General features: G+C 45.2%; 22 protein-coding genes and 1 pseudogene. 8 read left to right on the top strand and 15 right to left on the bottom strand.

The features are described from left to right. Nucleotides 1–24 precede the first annotated feature (24 nt). The 10 genes from F5971_RS15070 to F5971_RS15025 form a co-directional block, all read right to left on the bottom strand. The gene (locus F5971_RS15070) at nt 25–804 is read right to left on the bottom strand and encodes a helix-turn-helix transcriptional regulator (RefSeq protein ID WP_193495752.1); all 780 of its coding nucleotides are present in this window, start codon (nt 802–804) and stop codon (nt 25–27) included. A gap of 103 nt (nt 805–907) precedes the next feature. Then, nucleotides 908–1,597, bottom strand: a complete 690-nt coding sequence (locus F5971_RS15065; protein WP_193495750.1) for a tellurite resistance TerB family protein — start codon at nt 1,595–1,597, stop codon at nt 908–910. 140 nt (nt 1,598–1,737) lie between these two features. Then, nucleotides 1,738–2,040 (bottom strand): type II toxin-antitoxin system RelE/ParE family toxin, encoded by a 303-nt coding sequence (locus tag F5971_RS15060; RefSeq protein ID WP_036512220.1) that lies wholly within the window; start codon nt 2,038–2,040, stop codon nt 1,738–1,740. Beyond that, nucleotides 2,028–2,285: a type II toxin-antitoxin system Phd/YefM family antitoxin gene (locus F5971_RS15055; RefSeq protein ID WP_036512217.1), complete on the bottom strand. Its 258-nt coding sequence runs from the start codon at nt 2,283–2,285 to the stop codon at nt 2,028–2,030. Before F5971_RS15055 ends, F5971_RS15060 begins: the two co-directional genes overlap by 13 nt. A gap of 436 nt (nt 2,286–2,721) precedes the next feature. Further along, the gene (locus F5971_RS15050; protein ID WP_036512214.1) at nt 2,722–3,855 is read right to left on the bottom strand and encodes an RNA-guided endonuclease InsQ/TnpB family protein; all 1,134 of its coding nucleotides are present in this window, start codon (nt 3,853–3,855) and stop codon (nt 2,722–2,724) included. Nucleotides 3,856–4,121: 266 nt separating this feature from the next. After that, the gene (locus F5971_RS15045; RefSeq protein WP_193495747.1) at nt 4,122–4,646 is read right to left on the bottom strand and encodes a GNAT family N-acetyltransferase; all 525 of its coding nucleotides are present in this window, start codon (nt 4,644–4,646) and stop codon (nt 4,122–4,124) included. A 416-nt stretch (nt 4,647–5,062) separates the two neighbouring features. Beyond that, nucleotides 5,063–5,230 carry a hypothetical protein gene (locus F5971_RS15040; protein ID WP_193495745.1) on the bottom strand — a complete coding sequence of 56 codons (168 nt, stop codon included), beginning with the start codon at nt 5,228–5,230 and terminating at the stop codon, nt 5,063–5,065. After that, entirely contained in the window at nt 5,220–5,534 is a 315-nt protein-coding gene (locus tag F5971_RS15035; protein ID WP_193495743.1) for a HigA family addiction module antitoxin, read from the bottom strand. Before F5971_RS15035 ends, F5971_RS15040 begins: the two co-directional genes overlap by 11 nt. 13 nt (nt 5,535–5,547) lie before the next feature. After that, on the bottom strand, nt 5,548–5,829 hold the full coding sequence (locus F5971_RS15030; RefSeq protein ID WP_193495741.1) for a type II toxin-antitoxin system RelE/ParE family toxin: 282 nt from the start codon (nt 5,827–5,829) through the stop codon (nt 5,548–5,550). A 346-nt stretch (nt 5,830–6,175) separates the two neighbouring features. Next, complete coding sequence (locus tag F5971_RS15025) at nt 6,176–6,463, bottom strand: GyrI-like domain-containing protein (protein WP_223116340.1); 288 nt, start codon at nt 6,461–6,463, stop codon at nt 6,176–6,178. 144 nt (nt 6,464–6,607) lie between these two features. Here F5971_RS15025 and parS point away from each other — a divergent pair, with 144 nt between their 5' ends. The 4 genes from parS to F5971_RS15005 all read left to right on the top strand — a co-directional run bounded on the left by parS (nt 6,608) and on the right by F5971_RS15005 (nt 8,530). Beyond that, nucleotides 6,608–7,060, top strand: a complete 453-nt coding sequence (parS, locus tag F5971_RS15020) for a type II RES/Xre toxin-antitoxin system antitoxin (protein WP_036514875.1) — start codon at nt 6,608–6,610, stop codon at nt 7,058–7,060. Next, nucleotides 7,060–7,530 (top strand): RES family NAD+ phosphorylase, encoded by a 471-nt coding sequence (locus tag F5971_RS15015; RefSeq protein ID WP_193495740.1) that lies wholly within the window; start codon nt 7,060–7,062, stop codon nt 7,528–7,530. The genes parS and F5971_RS15015 overlap by 1 nt, the downstream gene beginning before the upstream one ends. 497 nt (nt 7,531–8,027) lie before the next feature. Further along, nucleotides 8,028–8,279, top strand: coding sequence for a type II toxin-antitoxin system Phd/YefM family antitoxin (locus F5971_RS15010; RefSeq protein WP_036514868.1), 252 nt, complete (start codon nt 8,028–8,030; stop codon nt 8,277–8,279). After that, on the top strand, nt 8,276–8,530 hold the full coding sequence (locus F5971_RS15005; protein WP_036514865.1) for a Txe/YoeB family addiction module toxin: 255 nt from the start codon (nt 8,276–8,278) through the stop codon (nt 8,528–8,530). The genes F5971_RS15010 and F5971_RS15005 overlap by 4 nt, the downstream gene beginning before the upstream one ends. Nucleotides 8,531–8,657: 127 nt before the next feature. On the opposite strand, the gene F5971_RS15000 is transcribed toward F5971_RS15005, so the two are convergent. Next, on the bottom strand, nt 8,658–9,062 hold the full coding sequence (locus tag F5971_RS15000; protein WP_157682430.1) for an RNA-dependent RNA polymerase family protein: 405 nt from the start codon (nt 9,060–9,062) through the stop codon (nt 8,658–8,660). A gap of 77 nt (nt 9,063–9,139) precedes the next feature. On the opposite strand from F5971_RS15000, the gene F5971_RS14995 reads away from it, so the two are divergent. From F5971_RS14995 to F5971_RS14985, 3 genes are all read left to right on the top strand, one after another. Beyond that, complete coding sequence (locus F5971_RS14995) at nt 9,140–9,322, top strand: hypothetical protein (RefSeq protein WP_051514687.1); 183 nt, start codon at nt 9,140–9,142, stop codon at nt 9,320–9,322. Nucleotides 9,323–9,447: 125 nt separating this feature from the next. Further along, the gene (locus tag F5971_RS14990) at nt 9,448–9,720 is read left to right on the top strand and encodes a type II toxin-antitoxin system Phd/YefM family antitoxin (RefSeq protein WP_036514863.1); all 273 of its coding nucleotides are present in this window, start codon (nt 9,448–9,450) and stop codon (nt 9,718–9,720) included. Next, complete coding sequence (locus F5971_RS14985) at nt 9,701–9,973, top strand: Txe/YoeB family addiction module toxin (protein ID WP_193495739.1); 273 nt, start codon at nt 9,701–9,703, stop codon at nt 9,971–9,973. The genes F5971_RS14990 and F5971_RS14985 overlap by 20 nt, the downstream gene beginning before the upstream one ends. 145 nt (nt 9,974–10,118) lie before the next feature. Here F5971_RS14985 and F5971_RS14980 read toward each other — a convergent pair whose 3' ends face one another. The 4 genes from F5971_RS14980 to F5971_RS14965 all read right to left on the bottom strand — a co-directional run bounded on the left by F5971_RS14980 (nt 10,119) and on the right by F5971_RS14965 (nt 11,253). Then, nucleotides 10,119–10,322 (bottom strand): transposase, encoded by a 204-nt coding sequence (locus F5971_RS14980; RefSeq protein WP_081763958.1) that lies wholly within the window; start codon nt 10,320–10,322, stop codon nt 10,119–10,121. A gap of 3 nt (nt 10,323–10,325) precedes the next feature. Further along, on the bottom strand, nt 10,326–10,523 hold the full coding sequence (locus tag F5971_RS14975) for a hypothetical protein (RefSeq protein ID WP_051514686.1): 198 nt from the start codon (nt 10,521–10,523) through the stop codon (nt 10,326–10,328). A gap of 160 nt (nt 10,524–10,683) precedes the next feature. After that, complete coding sequence (locus tag F5971_RS14970; protein WP_036514858.1) at nt 10,684–10,983, bottom strand: type II toxin-antitoxin system RelE/ParE family toxin; 300 nt, start codon at nt 10,981–10,983, stop codon at nt 10,684–10,686. After that, nucleotides 10,984–11,253: a type II toxin-antitoxin system Phd/YefM family antitoxin gene (locus F5971_RS14965; protein WP_036514856.1), complete on the bottom strand. Its 270-nt coding sequence runs from the start codon at nt 11,251–11,253 to the stop codon at nt 10,984–10,986. Nucleotides 11,254–11,468: 215 nt separating this feature from the next. On the opposite strand from F5971_RS14965, the pseudogene F5971_RS14960 reads away from it, so the two are divergent. After that, nucleotides 11,469–12,251 (top strand): annotated as a pseudogene (locus F5971_RS14960) (transposase); the annotation flags it as partial. Nucleotides 12,252–12,376 lie beyond the last annotated feature (125 nt).

Here is a 12,376-nt window from a genome sequence, read left to right as displayed (position 1 = left end):
TACCCGCTTGAGGTATGCGAGTGCTTAGTGAGTGTCATTCAACACATCGTCAATTAAGTGAGCCAGTAGTTCTTTTTGTGAGCTCATACCAAGCTTTGCATAAATGTTTTTACGATGGACTCGGTCTGTCTCGTAAGAAATTTCCAGCTTCTTTGCTGACTCTTTACTCGAATAACCGCGGATCAACAACTGCAGTACTTCTTGCTCACGTGCTGTCAATTTATCTTCACCAAACGATCGAAGTTTTTGCTTAACCGATTGATGAGACATCACTCGATCAGCAGGAATAATATCCCTCTCGCGTGAATGAAATTTGAATGCGTGGATAATAATTTTCGCAATAGGTTTTAATGTTTCAAAAACACGGCGGTTAAATTTAGGCAGTTTAGAGGTACGACCCAATGAAATTAAATGACAGTAGCCTTGATCAGACTGAATAGTTATACATACCTCATCCACGAGATGTGAAGGCGAAAAGTAGTCTTCATAATAGGCACTGTCATAGAAGTCATCTGGTGCTATCTCTTTCAAGCTAACAAGCCCCTCATTCCCACTAATAGCATACTCATAAAAAGGACTTAACAAATACGCGCCTTGAATATACTTATCCCACACGTGAAGATCTTGATTGGCGAATGACGAATGCAAGACCAAGGGTTTCATATCAGGATGGTAGGTCAGTACGACATGGTCATCAAAACTCGTTGAAATTTTTAACAGATCAATGACCTGATCAATAAAATCATCCTGACCTAACGCGGCAAACAAATTAGAAATGGCATACAGTTGGCTTAGATCTTTCATAGGGAAAACAAGGTACCTTGTGTCGTTCAAAGTCATATGCAGCAAACATGAGAACGCAATTTACTACAAAAGAACACAAGATACCTTAGGAACTACACTCTAGTTAAGCATTTGCCACCTGCCGCTCCAACTCTGTCACCAGTTCAGGCGTCAGTTTCAACTGGACTGCAAGCTCTTTCAAATAGACTCGTTCCATATAACTTTGCTCATCAATGACCAAGAGACTGGCTAGATACATTTCGGCGGCCATTTCTGGGGTTTTAGCAGAGGCAGCAACCTCCGCGGGATCAAGCGGTTTTTTCAGTTCAGCATCAACCCACTGCACCATGGATAAATCTGCACCCTGTTGCTCCAACGCTTGATCAATCAATTCGCGCTCACGATCATCTATATGGCCATCTGCTTTGGCCGCACCAATCAATGCCCGCATCACCGCTTGGCTATGCACCTCAACTTCTGGCGCAGGCAACCGATCCAATGTTTGGGGCTCTGCTACAGTCTGACCTGCTGGCGCCTGCTGTTGTTGCCAGTTGCCATAGGCCTTGTAGGCCATCACTCCTAATGCGGCTAGACCACCATAGGCTGCAACTTTCCCTCCCATTTTTCGCGCTTTTTTGTTCCCTAGCAACAGCCCCAAAGCACCACCTCCCAATGCTGCACCTGTTTTGCCAGACAACAGCCCTCCAAGCTCATTGGGCAGTTTGTCTTTAACACTCGAGAGCGACGAGGACTGTTGATTAACCAGCTCAGTCCCTTTTTTCAACAACATATCTAAAAAATTCGACGTATTCATCCTTTACCCCACTTGTTTTTAAGCATGCATGTACGTTAACCAACAAAACCTTCAGCTTCGACAAGGAAGCATCAAAGATGTTCAGAGGATAGTCTGAATTTTTGAATAAAAAACGTTGGCAAGGTTTGCATTCATAGGGGTTAGCTGTTCTCGAGAATGTATGCACGAAGCTGACGCTCCTCTCGCATGACATAGAGGACGAGAACCCGCTTCTCATCCTCACGATAAAAAATACGGCAAGGTGGAACAACTACCTCCCGGTATACCGAATTAGGGAGTTCTGGAGGAATCCGTCCGGATTGAGGAAAATCTTCCAAGCGCTCGGTATTATCAATAACGTCCTGAACAAGATGACTTGCAGCAACAGGATTATCCAGAGCAATGTACTCAGCAATGACATCCAGTTCTTGAAGCGCAGGCTCCGTCCAGATTACTTCAGCCATTTACTCATTTTCTCCTTGGCATCATTTTGGCTGTACGTTCTTCCTTCAAGTACAGCACGCTCTCCTCGTGAGAGTCCTTCAAGCAACTCGAGGCGACGTTGCATAAACTCGTAATCCTGCACATCGACAAGGTATGCGGATGGCTGACCATGCTCGGTGATCAGTACCGGCTCTTTAGACTGGTGCAGGTCAGCCAAGATTTTCGTAGCTTGGCGCTTAAGGTTTGTAACAAGTTCAACTTTCATGGGATCACTCTGAATCAGACCAGTAGTATCACTATAGTATCACTTCTCAAGGGTGGCAAGGTGCTAGGTGTAACTTGCCGTTTCTTGCAGCAGGATAATAGAGCAGTTCACTCAGCCAACTTTCTACAGAGGTATCAAATGCGATGGAAGATAGAAAATCGAACCTCCATTTCGGGACTAGTTCCCGCTCGGCCATTCAGTATAGTACTCAACGTTTTACAAGATCGACCTATCGCAACCCGAGTAAGTCCATATCCTTTGGTCCTGTTGCCGTATCAACTATATCTTCTGGGCTATAGCCTCCATCTCTCATTTCATGAAAGAAAGTCCCAATCATTGATATATGTGTCGCCTTTGCGTGACTGCTCACCGCCCTATCGGGCGATGCTTCCAACGTCGCAGGCCGTAACCGATACGTGATCGGATTTACACAGCCTCAGTTGGCAGGAACGGACAGTCCTTCCGCTCGTAAATGAATCAAACCTTGCTGGCGGATATTGATCGCGGCATTGATGTCACGGTCTATGTCGGTAGTGCCGCAGGCAGGACAATCCCACGTGCGAACAGCCAGCGATAACGATGCGATTTTATGGCCACAGCACGCACAGGTTTTGCTGCTAGCAAACCACGGATCAATCTTCACCAAGTGCTTACCTGCATGCATCGCTTTATACGTTAACTTCTTGATCAAACTATCCCAGCTTACATCGGCAATGTGCTTGGCAAGCGTCCGATTTTTAAGCAGGTTTTTGATCTTTAACGTCTCAACAATCACCGCTTGGTTATCGTCAATGAGTTGTCGAGACAGTTTATGCTGATAATCAGCACGGGCGTTGGTCAGGCGCTCATGCGCCTTGGCAACGAGTAATCGCGCTTTCGCCCAGCCCCGACTGCCTTTTTGGCAGCGTGAAAGGGCTTTTTGCTTGCGCCGCAGATTAGACGCGGCCTTCTTTAGGAACCTCGGATTAGGCGTTTTAACGCCCTCAGAGGTCACACACAAATCAGTTAAGCCCATATCAATACCGATCACACGATCTAGGACCCGTGTCGGTGCGGGCGCGATGGCGCCATCATCGGTGAGGATTGAAGCGTAGTATTTACCGGCGGCTGTGCGGCTGATCGTAATGCTGCGGATTGATCCGTTCAGTTCGCGATGAATTCTGGCCTTAATCGAAGACATCTTTGGGATCTTAATCCAATCAGCGCCCGCACTCACACTGGTGCAGTGGTAACTGGATTGTTTGCTACGTTTAGATTTGAAGCGCGGGAACCGTGCTTGCAACTTCGGGTTGAAAAAGTTCGTAAACGCCGTATCCAGGTTGATTACGGCCTGCTGCAACGCCATGGAATCGAAATCTTTTAGCCAGTGGTATTTACGGGACTTTTTTGCCACCGCCAGTAAAGGCTTGATGTCACGCTTAGCCCGCAAACTCACGCCATGGCGTTGATACTGGCTACGTATAATCCAGAGCGCTTTGTTATAACAAAAGCGCACAGCGCCGAACTGCTGGTTTAAAAAACCAGCTTGATCGGGTGTTGGATAAATACGGACTTTGGTGGCAGTTATCATGTTCACATTATACCATAGACATTAACAACGCGTTGCGTTGTGCGCTTTCCTACCCAAAGGGCACGATGTCACCGCCCGATTGGGCGATGGTTCTCGCGCTATTTTGCTGAACGCCTGCTTAACCTGCATTACGTTCATTGGCGCACTTTTTGCTGAGGAGAGCAGCCACGACAAGCAAAAAGTGTGACAATAGCAATGTCAGGTTGAAGCAGTTGTTAGCTTTTTTTAATACTATTTAGTTTCATTATTTAAAAACCAGATAATATCTACTTCATTTTTTTCTCAAAACGAAAGAAATCAGCGAAATAATCAGTTTCAGGAAATTGTTCTGCATCTTCTTTTTCATTCGGATCTTTATGATACTTATTATAATAATCTACAATGTGAAAACCGCATTTATTAACATAGAAATGTATATTCCGTTTATCAAAGTATGGCGTATGAGTTTCCCATACTTTAGTATCGGGGTATAGATTTTCAATTGAACTCCATATCAATCGTCCTAAACCTTTACTATGAATTCCTGTTTTAACATACAAAAAATCAAGATGATTGTGTTGTGTTTCGTTACTGATCACAACGACTGCTCCTCCAACTAATTCTCCATCAAGTATTGCCCCATAAGCAAAAGAACCATTAGAAGAGAGAGAATTATCAATATCCTTTTCCGGAAGTATTTCTGTGTTAACATCACTAAATTCATCAACTGCACCTTGTTGAAAAGACTCTTGCATATCTTTTTTAAATTGTTTTAAGTGTTTAGGGGCAAGGGGAATCAATTTAAAAGTCATGCAGTATTCTCCAAGTAAAATGCTTCTTTAGTGTAGTTATAGAGCTCTTAAATCTATCAGCTACACGCATAGTATAATACTAATATATTAAATATACTAAATTTTATTCACTACTATTTTCTATTTCTTATACTGAAAATGACTCAATAAAACGATAAAAACTAATTAAGTTTTCCTAAAGATAACTGCTTAATGATTTTTTTATTCTTCCGCCGCGCGCAGTGCTTAGCTAACGAACCTGTCGGATTAGACATTTTGAAATCAAAATACCCAGCATCAACAGCACGCCCTTTACTATATACCGCCCAAATCGATGACCTACCACCTATTCAAACAACCTACACTCCTTGGCAGCTTTCGAGGGCATCTTGCAGCCATCAATCGCGAACATCTCCCGTCCGATTAAGTTTAAGCTATCACGGATCATAGGCAGGCTCGCCGTTGTAGTCATTGCGATAGCGAGATTCAAACACGCTGAGATCTAAATCATTATCCACGACATGATTCAGCTTATGTTCGAACGTGCTAGGTTGGATCTGATCCGAAAACCGCAGAGGTATCATTTTGGCTTGGTTATGCAGCATGTAGCGGCTTGATTCGATCCACCTCTTCTTTCACCAACTTCGCAGCATTCCAGAGATCAACAGATCGCTGTGCATTCAGCCAGAATTCTGGCGAGTTACCAAACAAGCGAGCAAGCCGGAGCGCCATTTCAGGACTAACAGCACGACGTTCGCGCAATAATTCATTAACTGACTGACGAGAGACACCCAAAGATTTGGCCAACCCCGAAACTGTCAGTCCATAATCCGGAAGAAAATCTTCCCTCAGCATTTCGCCGGGATGTGTGGGTTTGCGTTGCATACCGGTTGTATTAAGAATAGTCATATCATCACCTCACTCAGCGGTAGTCACAAACTTCGACTTCATATGCATCGCCACCTTCAAAACGAAAACAGATACGCCACTGATCATTGATTGAAATTGCATGCTGCCCCTGCCTGTTTCCCGACAGTGGATGAAGGCGATTACCGGGTGGCACTTTCAAATCCTCAAGCTGTTCGGCCAGATCCACGTATTCAAGCTTTCTAGCAGCTCTCGGTGCAACATCCGCAGGAAATTTCTTTGACTTACCCTTGGAGTAGAGCTCTTGGGTTAGTTTGTCAGCAAAGGATTTAATCATGGGAATAACTGTATTCTGTCACGTGACACTTGTCAATACGACATAGAAGTGACTGCCGTCACCAGTGACAAAGCCAGAGCAAAGCGGAGGGTTTAGCATCCGGTGCACGGCTTGGTTATGTTTCGTTGGCTGGTAATTCGAACTGCCTCTCGCTACACCAGACTCGTATGAGCGCTACCTCTTTTGCCTGCCTGAGATAGATTACCTAGCCAACGATTTGGTGCTACTGATAGCACCGGTTAACAGGTGCTGTCAAGAAACATAACACCGACAGGACGCGCGGCTTTGCAGTGAAGGCAAAGCCGTAACGAAAAAGCCGTCGCAGCGACTGGCCTTGTTATGAAATCTACTTGATGGCGATAAAAATCTGGATTTCGCTATCACTTTTATACAGCTCAAAGTCAGTGGTGTAAGCCCGTATATACTCTGGCTCACTTGAACTGAAGCACTCCCAAATCCTTGACCATGTTTCTATGACGGCCTGTGGCATGCTGCCACTGCCTTCGAAAACCAAGTATCTACCCTCTTGGATCGTGACGGAATCATAAGCAACGTCACCTTCAAGTTCATCGGATCCTGCCAACACATCAAATTCACCAGTGAAGTCCGACTCATAGTTGCAATAGAACTGCAACCACCGCGGCTAAATGTGACTGGAAACACCACGCATTGACAGCCCCTCTTGAGGCGTTTGTTAGGACGCAAATTCTTTAAAGTTGACCACAAGGACCAATTGAGCCAATATGTATAGACCATATGAACCAAAAGGATCACTATTATGGCTAATACTACACTCAAAAGCTTTAAACCTAAGCCATCTTACCAACCGAACTTTTGGTATACACTTGGCATTGAAGACGAAAACACATCAAAGAATACCGCTATACATCAAGGTTTTAAACCCATTGTCTATCGCAATATTGTTGAGAAAGCCAAATTGTCTCAGAGCGAGTTTCATAACGTTACTCTTATCCCAATCAGCACAATAAAGCGTAGACTCAAGAACGAAGAGCGGTTCAGCACTCAAGAGAGTGATGTTATGTATCGCCTTGCCATGCTTATCAAACTTGCCACTGACCTTTTTGGTAATGAACAGCGCGCATTAGAATGGATGCGTGAGAATGTCTATGGTCTTAACGGAAAGCGTCCACTAGATATGATTGCAACAACTGTCGACTTCGAAACCGTTAAAGATCTCATTGGTCGTGTTGAGCATGGAGTCTTCTCTTAATGAAGATGTACAGGCTCACTCAGAAGAAATTTGCTGACACGCCTTTTAATCCCATGGGAGCAAAGCTATTCGGAGGACGATGGAATTCAAAAGGGATTGAAGCGCTTTATTTTGCCGAGTCGGAATCGTTGTGTGTTCTTGAGGTTTTTGTTCACATAAACAACGACTCGGAACTCATTCATAAATATGACCTATATCGAATTGATGTGCCTGATGAGCTGATTGCGCAACTAGAAACTGAGGATCTCCCAAACAACTGGCGGGCAATACCCGCTAGCGAACAAACCCAAGAGATTGGAGATCAGTTTTTAAAAGTAGAAAATCCTGAATTTGCAGCACTTCAAGTTCCATCAACGATCTCCCCCAGAGACCGCAACTATGTCGTAAATCCAAATCATCCACTCATGCCAGAGATATTTAACAAGGCTGAGAAACTGGATTTCAGCTTTGATCAACGGATCTTCAAGTAGAAGATTTGAGCCCTAACGAGCCTGTCGGATTAGACATTTTGAAATCAAAATCCCCAGCATCAACAGCCCGCGCTATACTATAATCTTTATTTAGCGCCCAAATCGATGACCTCAATCACCTATTCAAACAACCTACACTCAATAACTCATGGGCTTCAAGGTTACTTTACCCTCAACTCAAATTTCTCTATGAAGGTTCCACCCAATCCCGGAACTTTTGATTCGTAATAGCCAGCCGATTTCAGGAACTCGGCTTCCGCTGCCGAGTGAAAAGAATAGTTCATTTGATGAGTGCATGGCTTAAACCTCCTAATGATTAAAGGAGATTTAAGTGTGGACAAAAAACTAAGGGATGCAGCCAAGCTACGCGAAGCGGCTTAGTTCAACGCTCGCAACACCGGACAATTTGCAGCGAAGCGAAAAATTGTTCCGTGTGCTTGCGTTTGTCAAATAATTTGCGTACAGTTTCCTGTACAGAATAAAACGGGGTACAAAAAATGGATGCCATCAGTTACACCAGTGCTCGCAGCAACTTAGCCAAAATGATGCAACAAGTATGTGATGACCATAGCCCTGTCATCATCACACGCAGCAAAGCACCTTCTGTCGTTATGCTGTCACTTGAAGACTACGAAGCACTACAAGAAACAGCCTACCTGCTCCGCGCTCCGAAAAATGCTCGCCGCCTACTTGCTTCTATTGCAGAGCTTGAAAGCGGAAAAGGCGAAGAAAGAGAGCTGGCTGAGTGAAGCTTATCTTCTCAGAAAATGCTTGGGAAGATTACCTTTACTGGCAAAAAACAGATAAAAGAACGCTCACCAGAATCAACAATCTCATTAAGGACATAAAGCGTAATCCATTCGAGGGCATCGGAAAACCAGAACCCCTCAAGCATAATTTAACAGGCTACTGGTCAAGAAGGATCAATGAGGAAGACCGCATGGTCTACAAAGCAATCGACGACACCCTCTTGATCGCTCAGCTGCGCTACCATTACTGATTTAATGTCAAAGCTCAGGAGCGTGCCGCTTGCGGCGCGTCCCTTGGTCAATTAGGCCAAAGGAACCTCCCCTTCAGCCTCTCACAGAACCGTACGCGAACCTCTCGATTCATACGGCTCTTCACGTTCAACTATTTAACAATACTTTACGCCAGTGCGGAAAAGCCCTTGGGTAATCCCGCCTAACTTTATTCACTCGTTTTGCTGCCTGCATCAACGCCTTAAGCTTCTTGTACTTCTTCAGCCCCCAGCGACTTAGCCGCTTGTAAAAATGAAACAATACATTGCGGATAATACTTTTTCCAAACAACCCATAATACTGATACCACCCTCTCAGGCGGCTCAGCGCAAAGGCACGTATATCCACCAGCTCTTTATGACACCAATACGACCATGGCCAACGATTGATTTCATGGCGCAACGCCTTTGCGGCTTTCTGACTGATGCCACCCAGAAAATACAACCCCATATCGCCTCGTCGTGTTTTAATCCAGCGAGGTCTGAACGTATAACCAAGAAAATTAAATGCCACTACCGGAAAACTTTGTCGATTATATCCACCCTTGCAATACACAACTTTAGTTTTCTTTGGGTGTAGCTGTAAACCGCATGATTCAAAGCGCTGCTCCAACACTGTACGAAGTCGCTGCGCCTCATGATAGCTTGCACAGTGGCACACAAGGTGAGTCAGCCAAGGGCACCTCCCCCTCGGCTGCTCTCAGAACCCAGCGTGAACCTCTCAGCTCACTGGGCTCCCATTATCCAACCATCGGCCTAACACCCAAGCCCTAACGCTGCCAACACGCGCAGCTTTGTAGTGAAGGCGAAGCCGCAACAAAAAAGCTGTCGCTGTGCTTGGCCTTGTTAGGGCATTTGACGTATACTTGTACGGAAATCCCGTACATCGAGGCACCATTATGGATACAATCAGTGTAAACAAATTTAGAGACAACCTGAAAAGCGTTGTAGAGCAAGTGGTTAACAGGCATGAACCCCTCAAGGTAACTAGACGAGCCGGAGAGGCTTTTGTTGTAATAAGCGCCGACGACTGGGATCGAGAGCAAGAAACGCTTCATGTTCTCCAAAACCAGAGCCTCATGCAACAGATTGCCTACTCCCTTGAAACCCACAACCGTGGTAAAGGCTATATACCGACTGAAGAGCAAATGAATGAGATCACTGGTATTTGAAGGCAACACTTGGGAAGCATATGAAACTATGCGCGAGAAGGACAAACAATTACACAAGGCTTTGCGTAAAGTACTCAAGGAAATGCTGCGTTCAAACGACCCTGCTTCAGGTTTAGGGAAGCCGGAGCCACTTAAGCACAACCTCTCTAGCCTTTGGTCTAAGCGGATCTCACAAAGAGATCGTTTGATATATCGGTTTGACGAAAAGTCCATTTATATCTTCGCTATTGGTGGCCATTACGATCAGCCCTAACGAGACTGTCGAATTAGACATTTTGAAATCAAAATCCCCAGCATCAACAGCCCGCCCTTTACTATAATCTTTATTTACAGCCCAAATCGATGATCTGAATCATCTATTCGAACAACCTACACTCAATAACTCATGGGCTTCAAGGTTACATTAGATTTAAGCTATCACACACCATTAGAACGTGTGTGAACAAGGGTGCAATCACTTCATCCATTCGAGAGATGAAATCGGCTAGGGTGCTGTGATTGGGTTGGCTGTCAGCTGACAATGCCATGAACAGTACATTCTCACGGCAAGCCTGAGCGATCTTGCGGCTGCTGATAATGCCTCTACAATAAGCGAATAACACGACCTACAGCAGAATTGCCGGATCATAGGCTGGTGCGCCGTTGTAGTCATTGCGATAGCGAGATTCAAACACGCTCAGATCTAAATCATTATCCACGACATGATTCAGCGTATATTCGAACGTGCCAGGTTGGATCTGATCCGAAAACCGCAGAGGTATCATCTTGGTTTGGTTGTAATCGTAGTGTTTATACCGCGCCATCCCTTGCCACCTCTGAGGTAAAGTTTAGTTAACAGATGTTAGCCTTTATTTACCACGTGAGCCAAGGGCTCTGGGACTAATCCGACAGTCTCAACGCTCGCCATCACCGGTGACAAAACCGCAGCGAAGCGGAGGGTTTAGCATCCGGTGCATGGCTTGGTTATGTTTCGTTTGCTGGTAATTCGATCTGCCTCTCACTACGCCAGACTCGTATGAGCACAACCTCTTTAGCCTGCCTGAGATAGACAACTCGAAACGGCGCATGAATCAATTCGCGAATATGATCCATATTGAATTCAGGAACAACTCGGCCAGCATCAGGGTGGACTCGAAGCATTTCACTGTGCTCCAGGATAGCAGCCACGAAATCATCACCGATGTGTGGCACATCCTGTTCTTTGTAATAGCCCTGAATAGCCTGTAAGTCCTCAAGAGCAGACTGTGAGATGCGTAATTCCATTTACTTGATACCCAACGATTTCCTAGCATCCTCCAACGATATGGTGTTGCCCTCGCGAACATCCAAAAGCCCCTGCGCCACCGCCTTTACAAACCGCATCTCCTCGGCAGCTCTCTCATAATCCTCGAGCCCCTGCACAACAGCCACACCACGGCCACGACTGGTAAGCAGGATCGGGCGATGCGTATCCTGCGCTCGACCAACCACCTTGCCAGGATTGATCTTCAGGTCTGATAGAGGAATGACATCCTCGGAAAATTTCACTTGCATAGTGATTACCTAGCCAACGATTTGATGCTATTAATAGCACCGGTTAACAGGTGCTGTCAAGAAACATAACGCCCGCCATCACCGGTGACAAAACCAGAGCGAAGCGGAGGTTTTGGCATCCGGTGCATGGCCTTGATACTCATTGAGCCCTCCCCCCCAGCTTAGCCTGATTGACTAAGCTAAAAGGTGACAAAACCAAAAAAGGAGAAGACTCAATGAACTTTTACAATAGCACTCATCAACACTATTGTGGAATAGATTTGCATGCACGCAGTCTTTATGTGTGTGTTCTCGGTCAACAGGGCGAAACCTTATTACATAAAGAGATCGCTGCTCAACCTGAAGCACTGCTTCCTCTCATCGAACCTTATCTCGACGATCTAGTCATCGGAGTTGAATGCATGCACTGCTGGTATTGGATCGCTGACTTCTGCGAAGACCAAGGTATCAACTTTATTCTTGGTCACGCTTTATATATGACAAATTCTTCTGGAAAGAATTTGGACAGCTTTAGCTGGCCCGAAGGGAAAAGTACAGGACGTACTTTTCAACCTATTCATGGCGGTAAAACCAAAAATGATCGAATAGATTCATACAAAATTGCAGCATTAATCAGAGGTGGAAACTTCCCGCTCGCCTATGTCTATCCCAAACGCATGAGAGCAGCCCGCGATCTTCTGCGCCGCCGCACCAACCTCGTTCGTCACGGTGCAGATCTCAAAGCTCATGTCGTCAACACCACCAGCCAATACAATTTACCGCCTAACAAGGTCAACCTGAAAAATGTCTGCGCCAGAGAACAGCTCAATAAAACCTTTAATGACCCACTTGTTCAACGCAACATCGACCTAGATATAGCTGTTCTAGAGTGCTATCACCGAGAGTTAAGTCAAATAGAATGGCTATTAGAAAAACAGGCCAAACAGCATCAACCTACATACTTTTATTTACTGCAAACCATCCCCGGTATTGGCCGCATATTAGCCTTAACCATACTGAACTGGTCTAATAGAACTGGACACTTTAATTAGCGACAATATCAGTCAGCTATTGAGGTGTCATTATGAGTCAGAAACGAACCTACAAACAGTACTCAACTGAGTTTAAAGAAGAAGCTGTATCT

Origin of the sequence: Nitrincola alkalisediminis (assembly GCF_009821115.1) — a bacterium.
GTDB lineage: Bacteria > Pseudomonadota > Gammaproteobacteria > Pseudomonadales > Balneatricaceae > Nitrincola > Nitrincola alkalisediminis.
The sequence above is the reverse complement of the archived record's forward strand: the minus strand, read 5'-3'. Positions and strand labels throughout refer to the sequence as shown.

Coding starts and splice junctions, on each gene's coding strand:
- F5971_RS15070 (WP_193495752.1), bottom strand. CDS start 804: ATGAAAGATCTAAGCCAACTGTATGCCATTTCTAATTTGTTTGCCGCG.
- F5971_RS15065 (WP_193495750.1), bottom strand. CDS start 1,597: ATGAATACGTCGAATTTTTTAGATATGTTGTTGAAAAAAGGGACTGAG.
- F5971_RS15060 (WP_036512220.1), bottom strand. CDS start 2,040: ATGGCTGAAGTAATCTGGACGGAGCCTGCGCTTCAAGAACTGGATGTC.
- F5971_RS15055 (WP_036512217.1), bottom strand. CDS start 2,285: ATGAAAGTTGAACTTGTTACAAACCTTAAGCGCCAAGCTACGAAAATC.
- F5971_RS15050 (WP_036512214.1), bottom strand. CDS start 3,855: ATGATAACTGCCACCAAAGTCCGTATTTATCCAACACCCGATCAAGCT.
- F5971_RS15045 (WP_193495747.1), bottom strand. CDS start 4,646: ATGACTTTTAAATTGATTCCCCTTGCCCCTAAACACTTAAAACAATTT.
- F5971_RS15040 (WP_193495745.1), bottom strand. CDS start 5,230: ATGCTGCATAACCAAGCCAAAATGATACCTCTGCGGTTTTCGGATCAG.
- F5971_RS15035 (WP_193495743.1), bottom strand. CDS start 5,534: ATGACTATTCTTAATACAACCGGTATGCAACGCAAACCCACACATCCC.
- F5971_RS15030 (WP_193495741.1), bottom strand. CDS start 5,829: ATGATTAAATCCTTTGCTGACAAACTAACCCAAGAGCTCTACTCCAAG.
- parS (WP_036514875.1), top strand. CDS start 6,608: ATGGCTAATACTACACTCAAAAGCTTTAAACCTAAGCCATCTTACCAA.
- F5971_RS15015 (WP_193495740.1), top strand. CDS start 7,060: ATGAAGATGTACAGGCTCACTCAGAAGAAATTTGCTGACACGCCTTTT.
- F5971_RS15010 (WP_036514868.1), top strand. CDS start 8,028: ATGGATGCCATCAGTTACACCAGTGCTCGCAGCAACTTAGCCAAAATG.
- F5971_RS14995 (WP_051514687.1), top strand. CDS start 9,140: ATGATTCAAAGCGCTGCTCCAACACTGTACGAAGTCGCTGCGCCTCAT.
- F5971_RS14990 (WP_036514863.1), top strand. CDS start 9,448: ATGGATACAATCAGTGTAAACAAATTTAGAGACAACCTGAAAAGCGTT.
- F5971_RS14985 (WP_193495739.1), top strand. CDS start 9,701: ATGAGATCACTGGTATTTGAAGGCAACACTTGGGAAGCATATGAAACT.
- F5971_RS14975 (WP_051514686.1), bottom strand. CDS start 10,523: ATGGCGCGGTATAAACACTACGATTACAACCAAACCAAGATGATACCT.
- F5971_RS14970 (WP_036514858.1), bottom strand. CDS start 10,983: ATGGAATTACGCATCTCACAGTCTGCTCTTGAGGACTTACAGGCTATT.
- F5971_RS14965 (WP_036514856.1), bottom strand. CDS start 11,253: ATGCAAGTGAAATTTTCCGAGGATGTCATTCCTCTATCAGACCTGAAG.